The following is a 249-nucleotide window of genomic DNA, read 5'->3' on the forward strand; positions in this document are numbered from 1 at the left end:
CGGTCAGCGGGTCGGTGATCGTCACATTGGTCAGCGTCACGTTGCCGTCATTGGTCACCGTGATCTCGTAGGTGATGATGTCGCCGGCCGCGTCGACCAGACCGTCCGGCCCGTCGCCGCCGACATCGGTCACCACCTTGTCGATCAGCAGCACCGGATCGTAGACGATGCCCACCACCTCGCTGTCGGAGACCTCTTCGGTCTCGTCGCTGTCGGCGGTGGCGGTGTTGTCGACGTCGCCGTCGCCGT

1 protein-coding gene is annotated in these 249 nt (G+C 65.5%); it reads right to left on the minus strand.

Annotated elements, in window-relative coordinates; translation table 11 throughout:
- Positions 1–249 (minus strand): DUF7507 domain-containing protein (locus G4Z14_RS18820; RefSeq protein WP_164628492.1); only part of this gene is annotated, 249 nt, incomplete at both ends.

Source organism: Tabrizicola oligotrophica (genome assembly GCF_011008935.1).
Classification (GTDB): domain Bacteria; phylum Pseudomonadota; class Alphaproteobacteria; order Rhodobacterales; family Rhodobacteraceae; genus Tabrizicola_A; species Tabrizicola_A oligotrophica.